Origin of the sequence: Mangrovimonas futianensis, assembly GCF_021245805.1 — a bacterium.
GTDB lineage: Bacteria > Bacteroidota > Bacteroidia > Flavobacteriales > Flavobacteriaceae > Mangrovimonas > Mangrovimonas futianensis.
In genome coordinates this window covers 273,982-288,941 of sequence record NZ_JAJJNF010000002.1, presented here as the reverse complement: position 1 = coordinate 288,941, position 14,960 = coordinate 273,982, and the positions used below count along the sequence as shown (strand labels likewise).

The following is a 14,960-nucleotide window of genomic DNA, read 5'->3' as shown; positions in this document are numbered from 1 at the left end:
GTAAAAATAATGAATAAAATTGAACACATTGGCATTGCAGTAAAAAGCCTTGAAAATTCCAATCAGCTTTTCGAAAAATTATTTGGAGAACCACATTATAAAATTGAAGAGGTATTAACTGAAGGAGTCAAAACATCATTTTTTAAGGTAGGGTTGAATAAAATTGAATTATTGGAGGCTACAAACCCAGACAGTCCCATAGCCAAGTTTATAGAGAAGAAAGGAGAAGGGATTCATCACATCGCATTTGATGTAGAAGATATAGTCCAAGAATTGCAGCGGTTGGAGCAGGAAGGGTTTACAATTTTAAATAAAGAGCCCAAAAAGGGAGCAGATAACAAGTTGGTAGCCTTTTTACACCCAAAGACTACAAACGGAGTTTTGGTGGAATTATGTCAAGAGATTCGAGACTAAAAAATGTTGTGAGGTTTTAAAATATGTAGTAATATTGCACACTCTTTTATATAGAGTGTTTAAAGTGTACTTTTGTACAGCGGTCCCATAGCTCAGTTGGTTAGAGCATCTGACTCATAATCAGAGGGTCACTGGTTCGAGCCCAGTTGGGACCACGTTGATAATCAGCCACTTACAATGTTTTTGTAGGTGGCTTTTCATTTTGGGTTAAACATAGGTTAAACATTTTTATATTTTTGTTCCTACCGTTTAACATCTGAAATGAAAGAAAGATACTTCCCCATATATTTTGAGATTGCTTTCAACAATGGTCTCTATGAAATTTTTTCATCATATCTAAATAATAAGGAGCTATTAGAAAACGGGTTTGAGTACTTATCCCAACACGATTACTATTTAAAAGATGAAATGGTAATTGATGAAGACCAACCAGTTTTTGAAATGACCATCATTGATAGACCAAAATTTTTACAAAGAATTCTTGACAAGGAGAAAAAGGAATTTTTGGATACCATCAAGAAAGAAGATATCAAAGTATCATTTGATGAATTGCTTTCAATTTATGATAAAATTGAAACCCTTGTTGAAAAGGACTATTTTGAAATTGTAATCAATCATTTAAATGAACTGATTAAAGATGTGAAAGTGTTATACGCTCCAAAGTACATTGAACACCATAAGATTTTCAATAAGATAAAAGAGTTAAACTCATCTTTATCTTATTTCCAATGTTTGGATTTACCCTATTCTTTTTATGAAGAGCTTTATGAAGTCACCTATATCCTTGATTTAATAGATGATGTTATTGTATCCGAAACTGACTTCATTGGCACTTTGATTGTTGAAAAGGGAGATAAAACCAATGGTATTTCCTTTATTAAATCAAATCCAATTGTTGCCCATTATTTAAGGGAAATTGAACCTTTCTTTAAAAACTTCAATGCGACTACAATTGAAAGTAGTGGCTTGTTTTTCAATAAGCAGGGAAAACCATTAAAAAGCTCTGATTTATATGCTGCGCTTTCTAGAGGTAAATCTTCAAATCAAGATAAGTTCAATAGAATTTCAAAGGAAATAGAAACACTTAAAAACACGTATTTGAAGTAACCTTACACTTTACCTTACACTTTGTCTTAACCCCTTGTTACACTTAGAGAACAAGGGGTTTTTTGTTGCTTTTCTTTGTCTCATTATTAACAGGGATATGCGCATATCCATAATTCATTTAGAAATTATGGAAATTATCCAGAGTCAATTAAAGCAAGTAATAGAATTACTTACAAAGCAAAATTTATTAGAAAAGGAGTTTTTTACTCTTGAGGAAGCTGCCCTATACTTAGGACAATCTAAAAGCAGTCTTTATAAACTTACAGGTAAAAAAGAAATTCCCTTCTATGTTCCTGGGGGTAAAATGATTTATTTCCGCAAACATGAACTTGATACTTGGATTATTAATAGTAGGGTAGAAACTATTGATGGTCTGGAGGAAAGTATAGACAATTATTTATCTCAAAAGGCTTAGGTCATGATAGATTTTGTCAGAATAAATTATAGGGACAAGTCAGAATTTGAGCCTTACATAGATAACCCAGATAATTTTAGAGAAGTGTTTAAAGTATTGGAGAGTAATACTGGGGAGGTCTTATACCCATACAGAACAAGATTAGACAAAATGGATATTGTGGTTACAGAAAAAGGAGGTTATGTGAAAAATTCCTTGCACAAGTTGTATAACTACATTCATAGCAGAGAAGATAAAAATCATAATGATTTTGAATACAGTAAGCTATGCGAAACTATCCTTCACGTTTCAAGAATACCAGATTTGACTCACACAAGTTTAACCAATCTTGAATTTGGTTTAAATATTAGAGTTGATAGACCAGCTGAGGAAATATTAAAGAAAAGTGTTTTGATGCATAACTACAAGGGGTATAATCATAATCGAAAATTTAATGGAAAAGGAGAGCTTAAACAGTTTGACCATTCAAATTATGTGATTAAAGTCTATGATAAAGCAAAACAATATAAGCTTGAGTACAATGTATTCCGGTTTGAAGTAAAGTTTACAAGAAGAAGGGATTTTAACAAGGTAGGAGTATATAATCTTGATGATTTAAAAAGTAAGGATAACCTCAAAGAGTTGTTTAAAATTTACCTAATGAGGTTTGATGAAATGCTAATCCTTGATGAAATCTCTGAGGATTCCATAGAACAATTGGACTACCAAAAGCTATTAAAGTTTGTTAACCCAAAATACTGGGAAGAGGACATCAAGACAATGTCAGGAACTACAAGAATGAGGCACAGGAACCAATTCAATGTTATTATTGAAAAGTATGGTCTTGATTCAACCAAAAAGGAATTAAGAAGGCTATTAGTTGAAAAATTCGATTATCTAATCAATCATTAAATAAGTAATGTTTTCCATAGGTATTATATATGGATTTTATAACTCTCAAAAATCAAAACAATGTCAAGCATCAAAATATTATTAAGAAACAAACCTAACAAACAAGGACTTTATCCAGTCATTCTTAAAATTATAAAGGATAGAAAAGTAAAGATTATTTCTCTTGGGTTGGAATGTCAATTAAATGAATGGGATGAAGAGAATTTTTGCTTTAAAAAGAACCACAAAAACTCTATTCAAAGAAACAGGATTCTTTTGAAACTAAAGGATAGAGCTTTACAAATAATTGATGATTACAGGATTGATGGGGTTGATTATAGCTTAAAGCAATTTGAACAAAAATTCAGAGGTAAGTCTACCAGTAATTCAAGAGTGTTTGATTTTTGGGAAGAGCAGATTGAGGACAAGATGTTAACAGGTAGGACAGGTAGTGCCAAAGTGGGTAAGGATACTTTAAGGACACTCTCTCAATACTATAAAAAATCAGACTTAGAGTTTAAGGATATTACACCTTATTTTTTGAACAAGTTTGAAACCTATTTAAGGAAAAGAGGATACTCTGATGGAGGTTTGGGAGTAAGAATGAGAGAGTTGAGAGCATTGTTTAATAAAGCCATTGAAAATGGAATTGTAGAAGAAAAATATTATCCTTTTAAGAAGTATAAAGTTTCCAAGTTTAAAAGTGGTAATGTGAAAAGGGCATTGACTAGGGAACAAGTCAAGAAAATTGAAAATCTGGATATTTCAAATCATCCACATTTATTGAATGCTAAGAACTATTTTTTGTTCAGTTACTACACTAGAGGGATGAACTTCTATGACATGATGTTTTTAAAATGGAGCAATATCAATAATGATAGGATACTTTATAAAAGGTCAAAGACCAAAGGGCATTTTTCCATCAAAATTATTGAGCCAATAAGAGAAATCTTAGCTTTCTATAAAGCTCAAAATAGACCAACAGATTATGTCTTTCCAATTTTGCTAAATAACAAAATGACTCCTCAGCAAATTGAGAATAGAAAACATAAAATATTGAGTAGGTATAATAGAAGGTTATCACAAATGGCGAAAATTCTAGAAATTGAAACAAACATTTCCAGTTATACAGCGAGACATTCCTTTGCAACAAATTTGAAATATGGAGGAATATCAACAGATGTTATCAGTGAACTTCTAGGGCATAGAGATGTGAAAATAACCCAATCATACCTCAAGGATTTTGAAGATGATATTTTAGACAATGCCATTGATAAACTTCTTGAAGAACCACAACCTCTATTAGTTGTTGCTTAAAATTTTTGGAAAAATTTTAAAGAAAAAGAGGAATGAAAAGTAGTTTTTTACATTGTTGTAATTGCCACAACTACCCAATATTTTGTATCTTTACAAAGTATTGCAGTAACAGTAGAACTGCTTCTTCAAAGAAAGAATATGGAGTTGGTTTCTTTCAGCTTCATCTGATAAGTTTTTCATTTTTTTATTAATAAAAATTCATTTTTTATGGAATTTATGCAATTCGGCTATATAGAGCCAGAGGAGTGTATTGAAAGACCTTTTGGAAAGAGTTTGACTGATGATTATTTGGCAATACCCCAAGAGGACTTATTTAATACAAACAAAGTTTTTAGTGATAATTTCAAGGATGGGAAAGACAAGTATCTTGTATTAAAGATTTCAATAGACGACAATGATATTACACCTTTTATCCCTGATAGTTTTTCAGCTTGTTTATCTAAACCTCAAAAATTGTTAACTGATAATATCAATGAACTTCGGTTTTTGGTCTATGACTATAAAACTATTTTTGGTACACGTTATTCAAAGTTTAGAAATTATAACCCAAGATTTTTCAACTGTGAAGAGAGGGTTCTATTTGAATCTCTATTAATTAAGTTTAAGGAAAATGAGTTCAAAACATTTAGATGGGAGAAATCTAAAATAGGTTATGAGCTTGGAATCAAAAGAGGTAAAAGAGACTCTATAATTTCAAGGTTTATCACTTTGGGAATTATAAAGAGTGCGGTTGCAAAGGCTTGCAAGGGTCCTAATAATAGAAATGCAAACAGTTACTTTTTTAACCTGGATTGTCAAAAGATACTTGATTTAATGCCAGAAATATTCTCTGATTACCATAGAGAAGATGTGGAACATGATTTACATAGATATCTAGCTCCTGCTTTTGAGGAGTAAATACTTTCGTAATGTAAAAATTAACCCAAGAGTTTTGTAATTCTTGGGTTTTTTTGTGTTGTTAAAATTAGCAGACACTATATAAAGTTCAATTAAATTATAAGATTATCATATATATTTTCTTTGGACACTTTCTTTTAGATATTTCCAAGTTTTACTGCTTCATTTTCTCTTCAATCAACATCAAAATTCAATTATTAATCAAATAATATTCATTATGCAATTAAGAAAATCAGAAAGAAAACAAGCCAAGATTAAAATGGCTTTACAAGGAAGTGCAGGGGCAGGTAAATCATTATCTGCCCTTTTACTTGCAAAAGGATTGACCAATGACAATCTATCAAAAGTAGCTGTCATAGATACAGAAAATGGCAGTTCTGACCTATATGCCCATTTGGGTAATTATAGTGTACTCAACATGCAACCACCTTATACACCAGAGAAGTATATTCAAGCAATAGATATTTGTCTTCAAGCAGGAATGGAGTGTATTATAGTTGATAGCATTTCACATTGTTGGGATGAATTGTTGGACTTCCATAGTAAGTTACCTGGTAACAGTTTCACAAATTGGAATAAGGTAACGCCAAGACAAAAAGCCTTTGTAGATAAGATTCTACAATCTCCAGCACACTTTATAGCCACAATGAGAACAAAACAGGATTATGTATTAAATCAAAAAGATGGCAAGTATGTTCCAGAGAAAGTCGGGTTAAAGGCTGTTCAAAGGGATGGGGTAGAGTACGAGTTCACATTGGTATTCGATATTGACTCAAAGCATTTTGCAACTGCAAGTAAAGACAGAACAAACCTATTCAATAGTAAGCCAGAGTTCATGATAAACACTTCTACAGGCAAGAGAATCTTGGAATGGTGCAATGCTCCAAGTTCTCAAGAAGATGTCTTAAATCGCATCAATGAGTGTCTATCTGTTAGTGAGCTGATGACCCTTTATAAAGAGTTCCCTCAGTTCCAACAATCTTTGAATTCTCAATTTCAAAGTAAAAAGCAACAATTAGAAAATTTAGTCAAACCTTCAAATTTTTCAAGTAATGGAATTAATAACAACAGAAACCAAGCCTAGTATTGGTGTAAATCATAATGCTTTTTCTTCTGATGGTACTAGGCAATCTGTCACAAATTTGGGAGAACCATCAGAAAAGAATAAGCATAAAATAAACCCATTCATAGAGGCTAACACAAAAGAGGTTAGCCTCTCTAGTTTAAAGGAAGAGTGCATTATTCCTGTATTTGCTAAGGACAATGAAAGAACCATAGCACATCAGGAATTTATTGAGATTGCACAGGAATGTGTTGAGAATGTCTTTTACCATCAGCAGAAAAATAATATAGAAATACGCATAAGTCATCCCATTAGAGGTAGGACTAGTGATGCTATACATAAATCTGCTAAGGACTTGTTGGAGCATGAGAAAACCCAATATTTTGAAAGAATGGCCTTTGTGATTAGAATCCCATCCATAACAGAAACCATAAATGGTAATTCCTTGTCCTTGATGGTAGGTGGAGTCAGAGCATATAACCATGAAAATCTTTATAGTAAAAGGACTTATGAGAAATTCAAGTTCTTTATTGGGTTTCAAAATTTAGTGTGCTGTAATCTCTGTATTTCCACAGATGGATTTGCTTCTGAAATGAGAGTAGGAGGGTATCAGGAATTGCAAAGTAAAATACTTGAAACAATCCAAGGCTATGAAGCAGAAAAGCATTTGAAAGAAATGAAAGAGCTTACTCAACAGAGTTTGACAGAGCATCAATTTGCTCAGCTAATAGGTAAGTCAAGACTGTATAATTACTTGCCTAAAGACCAGCGAAAAGGGTTGCCTCACATGGATTTTGCAGATAGGCAAATGAATACCATTGCCAAGGATTACTATGAGGATAAGAGTTTTTGCAAAGATGAAAATGGGAATATCAATCTTTGGAATGTTTATAATCTATTTACATCAGCAAATAAGAGTTCTTACATAGATTCTTTTCTAGATAGAAATGTCAATGCCTTTGATTTTACAAATGGTTTGGCACAAACTCTCAATGGGGATTCCAAGTACCAATGGTTTCTTGATTGAGTTGAAGAATGCCCAATCTCCTATATTTTAGGGGCTTGGGTTGTTTTCATTAGTCATTTTTTTTATTAACTCTGTTAATTCAGAGTGAATAACAGGTTTTTCAAGTACAGGAATATCTGATAGTTCATAATGTTTTAATTGGTCAGAAATATCATTGCCTGTTAATATAATGATTTTAGACCTTTGGTTATGGGCATTCAAATCAGAAATTAATCCAAAACCATCTTTTTCACTCCTTATACTCAAATCAATATCCACGAATATTAAAGAATAATTTTCAAGTTTTCGAAATTCCTTGAAATCTTGAGATTTAGTAATAAAAGTAAACTTTAATTTATTCGAAAAGTCTAAGTAATTGACATCATTAAAACTGTCAAATACTTCTTGGATTTCATTCTCAAAAACTAAAATATTCATTACTATAATATTTGAATTATAAATTTAAAAATAAAAAGTTCATTTTTATCATCAATAATAATTTCATTTGGAATCGATTTTACCTTTAAAATTCTTCTGATGAAACTCAACCCATGGGTTTTTCTGTTGTAAATTTCATCATTATCAATTTGGTTATATAAGTCAGCGATTTCCTCTAATCTTTTTTTGTTTTTTTGAAAATCTTTAATTTTATTTTTGATTATTACCTCTAAAGTTTCTCCAGTTGATTCGTCTATGGAAATAATTATATTTTCATCCCCATCACCATATTTAAAACTATTTTCTATTATATCTGTAAAAACATATTCCATTAATTCTACATTAACAAGAAATGTTTGTTCTTTTTTTAAGTCAGCCTTAATTTCTATTGGAGCCTGATTCTCGTGATGATGATACCACTCCTTTCTAATTAGATATACTAGGTCTGGTATGGTACAATTTTTATCTTCTTTCTGAAAAAGAATTTCTACACCCTTCATAAGTGTGTTAGCTCTTTGAATTGTAGTTTTAATTTTTTCCACATGGCCTTTAGAGCTAATCCTATTTTCAATGAATTGAATTTGGTTTTCATCCAGATTTTTGTCATTAAAATACCTTTCTAAAAGGCCCAATACAGCAACAGTAGGTGTAAGTTTGTTCCTAACATAGTGAAGAGCATTTTTTGCATTTAAGACATATGTGATTTTATCCTTTAGCAATTTCGATTCTTGTCTTCTTAAAACATCTACTTGATGCTTGTAGTGGTACAAGCTAGTGATTTGATTAAATCCTCTCCAAAGTGCATTTATGGCTATTTTAGTAATGAATGTAATTTTAGACCTAGATGAAATTAAATACCAATATTTTTGATTATTGATGTTGTGCTTAAACCATATAGTGTTTTTTAGAGGCTTTCTGTTTATTTTTGGAATATAGTCTACTTCTACAACATTTTTTGTAGAGGTATCAATTTCCGAAATTATTTTTTTCATAATATAAGGTGGCTCAGAAACAAATTTCGTGCCTTTTATTATGAATAATTTGTCATCTAAATAAGTAAACAGGAATATATCTTCGATTTCAAATATATGTTCAAAGCTTATATCATTATTTATGAGATTTTTTAGATTATCTAATAATTTGAAGTCATTTTCCTCATTTAAATTATTTAAAAATAGATGGGTTGTCTCATCATTAATTACTTTGTTAAATCGGTCTATTTGGAATCTAATCCAATAGAAAAAAAGAAAAACATAAAGAGATAAAGGAATTAATTGATGAAGGATAATAAAATTGAAGTTATCAACTATAAAAATACTTGCATTTATAAATGGTAAAATGAATTTTAGTCTGCTTTTTTCACTTGAATAATTAACTATATTAAATATGATTGCTAAATAAGGGAAAAAGTTAAGTACTGAGTTAAGGTCTTTTTCAAACAAGCAAAAAGTAATGATGGAAATATCCAAAATGAACCTAATAATTCCAGAGTGTCGTCTTTTAATAAAAAGTTGAAATACTAGGAGAACTAAATAAATGAAAATTCCCGTATTGTAAATTGTTAGCTCAAAATAATTATCTTGATTTTTAACGATAATTACAAGGAATACAATTAATATCAGCCGAAGAATAACTGAATTAAATTTTCTAAGATTTAGGTCTAAAATATTTATTAACATGTTCAAGAAAATTTAACTCTATCCAAAATTTCTTTAACTAGAAAATTTATTATTAGAATTGCTAAAATGATTTTATTAAAAACCAAGATAAGAACACCCAAAGCATTCATTGGTTTTATTTCCATCTTTTCATCGAAATCAAAAATATAAGTCAATGTATTCAAAACATTGTTTAGTAAAGTGTTTGGGGATATTTGAATTTTATGAACAATTAAAACTTCAAAAATTTCAATTTTGGCTGTAGCAGATAATAATGTTAAGAATAATACATAAATGACTAATGAACTAAACAGGCTGAGAATGTTATATGAGCATAATCTATGTATGAATTGGAAGAGGTTATATATGCTGAATTTTTTAATCAAAGTTTTCCAAGAACACTGTAATTTTAAGAAATTGATATAGCCTGATAACTCATCAGCTTTTTCCTTGTTTCCCTCATGAATTAATCTTTTACGTAAGTAATTATATAATTCTAAATTTTGGTAACAATTAAATTGACTGGTTAATAATTTTAATCTTGGCAATTTTATATTATATGATTTATAACCTTTATAATGATATATTTTGGCATATAAATAAAAGATTAATTTTATGTCTTTATATGCTTGGTAATCGATGTACTTTGTATCCTCTTTTAGATTTCTTTGAAACCTAGAAAAAAGAAATTGAAACTCAACAAAAGTTTTTCTAATCTCCTCTTGAGAGCTTGTCCTAAAATTACTTTGCATTAATGAATATGTTAATTGAACCTTTAGTTTTTTAAGTTATTATGCTATATTGTAGTTCATTATTGATTATAATTTGAATATTTCAACTGCTTTATTGACTAGTGTCTGAGTTCTATTAATAATATCAGCTTTACTCCAAGACTCAACATCCTTTAAATTTTCATTCAGGTAAAGTCCATTTTTAAAACCAATGTACTTTCCTTCTTTATCCTTTTTATTTTGTTTTTTATCAAGAGGCATGTTGCTTAATTGAGAGTTATATCCCGTTAAGGTGAGATTTCCAAGTTTATGGACATATTCTTTTCTGATGGTCTTTGCCAATTTTTCATCACCATTAGCAACCATATCAAGCCAGTGCTGGGGAATGTTTTCTCCCTGCGGGAAAATGTGTTCTATGGTCCAAACAAATTGCTTTTTATTTCTTGAGTAAAAATTAGTGAACCTTTCTCTGGTTTCAGTTTCAGATGTTTCAATTGAAGATAGGATATATCTTGTAGCACCCACATTTTCTTCATACAAATCTCCATTTAATTTTTCAATGAAATAATCATCAGAAGCAGGTTTTCCAAATTCAACTATAATCTTTTTTATTTCCTCAAAATCAAAGGACTCCATTTTATTGACCTCTTTGATAATGTCCATAAAATAATTGGTTAAATCTCTTGTAGGAGGACTATCAGTAACATTTCTTCGAATAAAGTAATTACACAGGAAGTTAACCAATTGAATTTTTTCATTCTCATTTATTACAAATCTTCTTTCTATAAATAACAAGAGCATGTAGCCATCAGCACCATTCACATTTTCTAAGTTCCTTAATGATTTAACCATGCTCTTTGAATGGTCATCATTATCATATTGAATATTATTGGCATAAATAATTGATGCTTCTTCTAATCTATCAAAAAAGTTGTGTACATCTCTGTTGATTAATTCTTCATAGATATGAATCAGATTAGACCTTAAAGCTTTTGGCTTCTTATCTACCTTGATGCCGGGTTCTTGATTAAAAGCATTATAAAACTGTCTTAAAAAGCGTTCCTGAATTTTATATTCTTCAGTTAAGTTTGTAAGTATGTTATTCCATCTATCAAAGTTTTCATCCAAATCAGCTTTTTTATCCTCCTTTTGTAAGTGTCCTAATAGTTTGTTTTTTATTAGGTCAATTGCTGACAAAGGAACTCCCCTGTTATTTAATGTTTCAAAAAGAGTGAAAGCATCAGCATGAGTAGCAACATCAATTTTTACAAGAGTGGCACTATTGAGTTTATTGAGTAATTTCTGAACATCAGAATATGAATATATAAATTCATCATCTTCATCTCTGTCAAAAATTCTATCAATAAAATAATTGAATGCTTTACTCATTCTGCGATTGCCTAAATTTTTAGGTTTAGCTTTGGATTTGACTTCTTCAATTTCATTTGAAAAAATCCAAACATAATCATCAAGGTTATTATTTGAGTAAGAAGGAAAAAGTCTAACAGTTCTATTATCCTTTAAAATAATTCTATTTCTTAAAGCCCTCAACTCGACTTGTAAATCAATATCATTGGGGTCAGGGATGTTCTCAAATAAATAAGCATAAAGGGCTAAATAGAATAGACTTATTGTAGTCATTCTTTGTTGGCCATCCACTAACTCAAGTTCTGCTGGTTTGTGGGAATCTGTTTGTGTATTGATACAAATAATAGAACCCAAGAAATGTCCACCATCACTCTCTTCAATATCATCAAATAAGTTTTCCCAATTGGTTTTGGTCCAGGTATATTCTCTTTGATATTTTGGTATGTGATAGGTAACATTATGGTCTGCACTAAAAAGTTCTGAAAGGGGTTTATTATCTGTGTTTTGAATCATAAGTGGTTACTTTAATTTGATGGTTTTCTTTTCAACATCATATTTATAGTCAACAATATTACCATTTAAAATAAGCTGTATAGCCTGTTCAATGACCTCAAAAGGAACAACAAACCATTCTCTGGGATTTATGCGTTGCCCTTTATCATTTGTAAATTCTACATCTAAACAAGCAGGTGCAAAAAATCTATGTAATAAATTTTCTAATACATCTGCATTTCTGTTATATAATGGGTATTTTGCTTTTAAATGAACATCAGCAAATAAATAAGTGGATTCATTTTTAGCATTCTTTATTCTATCTTCTACTGAAGTACTAGCAAAACCAATTTTGAACAAGTCTTTAATGGTTGAAATTTTAGGATTCTTGGATTTAGACTGTAAAACATATATGTAACCAGTTAAAACATCTTCTTCTTCAACTAGCCCTGAGCTTACAAATAATTGATTTTCTATATATTCATTAGAATTTGTAATGAGCTTTCCATTTTTTTGAATTTGCTTACCTAAAGACCTATAGAGCATATTACTTTCAGTTCCATTTTCAAAAATAGTTCTTGTCCTACCTTCAACCCTAACTCTATTCCCAGAGTTTTGTTCCCATTCTGTTTTTTCTAAGTCTGCGGATTCCAAATAAAGTAGGATGCCATCCATAATGTAATAGTTGCCTACGTGTAGATTCTTTTCAATATTTTTAAATGGCTTAATTTCTCTTTTGCCATTTTTTATTTCTTGATGTACCTTTTGGAACATTACTTCATAAGGCTTGAAATCTTTTTCCTTTAATGGCTTTCTCTGGGCAACAAAATCTGTTTCAGCTCTATCTTCCTGTTTTGGTGTATGTTTAAAGGTGAAAATTGATAAGTCTTTGTCCGTGTCTAATAAACCTAATACATCATCATTTAAAATATCATCTAAACTTGGTTTTACCATTTCTACATGACCTAATAAATTGTGTCTGTCAAAGGGTTTAACTATTCTTTTTTTAGCTTCATCTTGCCTGAAATTTTTGAGTTTAGCCAATAGGCCATACTCAGACATACTAGAGGTACCTGGCTCTCTATTATTCTTGTCTATAAAAATGTTGATTTCTTCAAAAGAGTCTATGAGTCTATCTTCTTCAGTTTTTAGGGTAGAGGTCTTTGCTTTTGAATCTAGAAGTCCAAACTCATCATCATTAAAGATATCATCTAATGTTAGCTTCTTTTTACTCATTTAGCATTTTTTGACGTTTCAATTCTCTTAAAAAGATAATAGCTTCTGCCATTCTTTTTTCTTTATGGTCAAAAGCCTGTAAGTTTGGTTGTTCTCCTGTTTTGGCAACCCAATCTTTTATTTTAGGCCATAGTAAAATGGCTTCTTCTTCTGTCATTTCAATCTTGGTAGATTGTATGTGGTCATCTATTAACTTTAAGGTTTGCGCAGTAACCGATTTAGACAAAATTTCAAAAGCTTTTTGGAATGGGTTTACTTGGTCAATTAAGTCAATGTGTATATCATCAATATTGACAAAACTATTAGCCATTCTAATAAATTTTTTATCTCCTTGTTCTTCTATAGTACTGTTTTTAATAACAGAATCTACTACTACATGCTGTCTTACTGCTTCCACATCATCTTCATCTAAATCAGGGTATACTTCTCTTATTATTTTAGGGATTAGAACAGTATTTATAGTTTCTGGGTCTAAATTACCAGGCATAGCTTTAAGCATTTGGTCATCTTGCAATATTCTAGCCTTTAGGTCATTTAAGTCTGTTTCTATAATATCTTTAGCTCTTTGAGATGTAGGTAATTTAAAACCTCTAATTCTTATGGTACTGTCATCATCTTCACTTTCATCTTCATCATCCATTTTTAACTTAAAATTAAAATTTGGAGCTAATACTTGTTCCATTAATAAAGAAGCTGTAATAGCTTTAAGCATATTGTTTACAGCAACTTTCACATCATCATTTTCTGCATCAGGTTCTGCAACTAAATTGGTAAACTGTGCATGGGTTTTGTTATTACTATCTCTAGTTGCTCTACCAATAATTTGAATAATTTCTGTTAGGGAGCCTCTATAACCAATAGTTAAAGCATGCTGGCAATAAGGCCAGTCAAAGCCTTCTTTTGCCATACCTAAAGCAATAATAATATCTATATCATCAGGAGAATTAACCTCTCTTAAATAGGCTGTAATCTTGTCTCTAGATTTTGGGTCATCATTTACTAAATTGGCAACTTTAAGCGTTTTGTTAGCCTTTTCACTTTTTACGTAAATGACTCCTGTTTTTTCATCTTGATAATCAATTTCTCCTAAAACTTCTATAACATGTGCAACTTCATCATGTTTTTCTTTAGAAGATTCTGCTGAGTTTACACTTGGTATATGTACAATGGTTTTTAAATTAGGGTTTAATACTTCTGCTAAAGCAGACATTTCTTTATCTGGTTGCTTTTTAAAATATCTTCCTGTATAAAAATGATAGCCAATACCTAAAGACTTTAAAAATTCATAGCCATTTAATTGTTGGTAATAGTTGTATGTTACTTTAGTGAACTTTGCTTCATCCTCAGGCATTAAAACAGGTATGTTATCACCTCTAAAATAAGAACCTGTCATAGCAATAATATGTGCATTAGATTTAGCCATGATGTTTTTTAAGACTTCACCTAACCTGTTATCACCTTCAGCAGATACATGATGAAATTCATCTATAGCTACTAAAGTGTTATCTAGTTTTTTTTCATCTAAACCCTGAAAAGCAAAACGTAATGTAGCATGTGTGCAAATTAGAATTTTTTCATCAGTATCTAGAAATTCTAAAAATGCAGTGACCTTACTTTTTTCTGGTCCAGGTGTACATAAATTGTATTTAGGATTTGGGGACCAATCTGTAAAAAAGCCATATTTTTTTAACGCTGTAGAGCCAAAAGATGCACCAATAGATTTTTCTGGCACAGCAACTACCACTTTTTTAATACCTTGATTATATAACTTTTCTAGAGCAATAAACATTAAAGCTCTAGACTTACCAGAAGCAGGAGGAGCTTTAATTAATAGGTATTGAGCAGTATTTGCTTTAAATGCTTCTGCTTGCATTTCACGCATGCCTAAAGCATTGGTTTTTTTACTTTGTCCTGTTTGTTGGTATGTTACTTTTACTAAATCTGGCAT

Annotated in this window: 14 protein-coding genes and 1 tRNA gene; 9 read left to right on the top strand and 6 right to left on the bottom strand. The window is 30.5% G+C overall.

Annotated elements, in window-relative coordinates; translation table 11 throughout:
* Positions 1 to 9 precede the first annotated feature (9 nt).
* The 9 genes from mce (at position 10) to LOK78_RS04010 (ending at position 7,110) form a co-directional block, all read left to right on the top strand.
* Positions 10 to 414, top strand: coding sequence for a methylmalonyl-CoA epimerase (gene mce / locus LOK78_RS04050; protein WP_166956883.1), 405 nt, complete (start codon positions 10 to 12; stop codon positions 412 to 414).
* Positions 415 to 495: 81 nt separating this feature from the next.
* Positions 496 to 569, top strand: a tRNA-Ile gene (locus tag LOK78_RS04045).
* 106 nt (positions 570 to 675) lie between these two features.
* Complete coding sequence (locus LOK78_RS04040; protein WP_232633835.1) at positions 676 to 1,521, top strand: DUF6617 family protein; 846 nt, start codon at positions 676 to 678, stop codon at positions 1,519 to 1,521.
* A gap of 97 nt (positions 1,522 to 1,618) precedes the next feature.
* Entirely contained in the window at positions 1,619 to 1,936 is a 318-nt protein-coding gene (locus LOK78_RS04035; protein WP_232633833.1) for a helix-turn-helix transcriptional regulator, read from the top strand.
* A gap of 3 nt (positions 1,937 to 1,939) precedes the next feature.
* Positions 1,940 to 2,827 (top strand): hypothetical protein, encoded by an 888-nt coding sequence (locus LOK78_RS04030; RefSeq protein ID WP_232633831.1) that lies wholly within the window; start codon positions 1,940 to 1,942, stop codon positions 2,825 to 2,827.
* Between the two features lie 60 nt (positions 2,828 to 2,887).
* Positions 2,888 to 4,123, top strand: a complete 1,236-nt coding sequence (locus tag LOK78_RS04025; RefSeq protein ID WP_232633829.1) for a site-specific integrase — start codon at positions 2,888 to 2,890, stop codon at positions 4,121 to 4,123.
* Positions 4,124 to 4,330: 207 nt separating this feature from the next.
* Positions 4,331 to 5,020 carry a hypothetical protein gene (locus tag LOK78_RS04020; protein ID WP_232633827.1) on the top strand — a complete coding sequence of 230 codons (690 nt, stop codon included), beginning with the start codon at positions 4,331 to 4,333 and terminating at the stop codon, positions 5,018 to 5,020.
* Between the two features lie 217 nt (positions 5,021 to 5,237).
* Complete coding sequence (locus tag LOK78_RS04015) at positions 5,238 to 6,104, top strand: AAA family ATPase (RefSeq protein WP_232633825.1); 867 nt, start codon at positions 5,238 to 5,240, stop codon at positions 6,102 to 6,104.
* On the top strand, positions 6,073 to 7,110 hold the full coding sequence (locus LOK78_RS04010; protein ID WP_232633823.1) for a DUF3871 family protein: 1,038 nt from the start codon (positions 6,073 to 6,075) through the stop codon (positions 7,108 to 7,110). Before LOK78_RS04015 ends, LOK78_RS04010 begins: the two co-directional genes overlap by 32 nt.
* 27 nt (positions 7,111 to 7,137) lie before the next feature.
* On the opposite strand, the gene LOK78_RS04005 is transcribed toward LOK78_RS04010, so the two are convergent.
* The 6 genes from LOK78_RS04005 to LOK78_RS03980 all read right to left on the bottom strand — a co-directional run bounded on the left by LOK78_RS04005 (position 7,138) and on the right by LOK78_RS03980 (position 14,960).
* The gene (locus tag LOK78_RS04005) at positions 7,138 to 7,527 is read right to left on the bottom strand and encodes a response regulator (protein WP_232633821.1); all 390 of its coding nucleotides are present in this window, start codon (positions 7,525 to 7,527) and stop codon (positions 7,138 to 7,140) included.
* 2 nt (positions 7,528 to 7,529) lie between these two features.
* Positions 7,530 to 9,206 carry a hypothetical protein gene (locus LOK78_RS04000; RefSeq protein WP_232633819.1) on the bottom strand — a complete coding sequence of 559 codons (1,677 nt, stop codon included), beginning with the start codon at positions 9,204 to 9,206 and terminating at the stop codon, positions 7,530 to 7,532.
* 2 nt (positions 9,207 to 9,208) lie between these two features.
* Positions 9,209 to 9,937, bottom strand: coding sequence for a hypothetical protein (locus tag LOK78_RS03995; RefSeq protein ID WP_232633818.1), 729 nt, complete (start codon positions 9,935 to 9,937; stop codon positions 9,209 to 9,211).
* Between the two features lie 66 nt (positions 9,938 to 10,003).
* The gene (locus LOK78_RS03990; RefSeq protein WP_232633816.1) at positions 10,004 to 11,797 is read right to left on the bottom strand and encodes a DUF262 domain-containing protein; all 1,794 of its coding nucleotides are present in this window, start codon (positions 11,795 to 11,797) and stop codon (positions 10,004 to 10,006) included.
* A 6-nt stretch (positions 11,798 to 11,803) separates the two neighbouring features.
* The gene (locus LOK78_RS03985; RefSeq protein WP_232633814.1) at positions 11,804 to 13,012 is read right to left on the bottom strand and encodes a GIY-YIG nuclease family protein; all 1,209 of its coding nucleotides are present in this window, start codon (positions 13,010 to 13,012) and stop codon (positions 11,804 to 11,806) included.
* Positions 13,005 to 14,960 (bottom strand): DEAD/DEAH box helicase, encoded by a 1,956-nt coding sequence (locus LOK78_RS03980; protein ID WP_232633809.1) that lies wholly within the window; start codon positions 14,958 to 14,960, stop codon positions 13,005 to 13,007. Before LOK78_RS03980 ends, LOK78_RS03985 begins: the two co-directional genes overlap by 8 nt.